Genomic DNA, 276 nt, shown 5'->3' with positions numbered 1-276 from the left:
CAAAACCCACGGCGTGGTCAGACACTTCTGCAACGCAATAATCGGGAACATTCGTCACCCATATCCCCCGCTCCGTCGCTGCATCGACTGCAATATTGTCCAGGCCAACTCCGAGACGAGCGACGATCTTGAGGTTAGGAGACGCAGCGATTGCCGTCTCGCTAACTTGAGCCCAGCAGGTCAGAATCGCGTCCGGCTGATGCTTTGCAGCCAAAGCGTCGATCTCAGCAGGCGGAGACGGCTCGGCCGGACCGCTGACGAGGGTAAGCCCGGCCC

General features: G+C 60.1%; 1 pseudogene. It reads right to left on the bottom strand.

Going from position 1 to position 276, the window contains the following annotated elements:
- Nucleotides 1-276, bottom strand: a pseudogene (locus AF337_RS04320) (C-terminal binding protein); the annotation flags it as partial.

The organism is Rhizobium ecuadorense (genome assembly GCF_001187535.1).
Taxonomy (GTDB): domain Bacteria; phylum Pseudomonadota; class Alphaproteobacteria; order Rhizobiales; family Rhizobiaceae; genus Rhizobium; species Rhizobium ecuadorense.
Note: the sequence above shows the minus strand (reverse complement) of the source record. Positions and strands in the feature narration are given on the sequence as shown.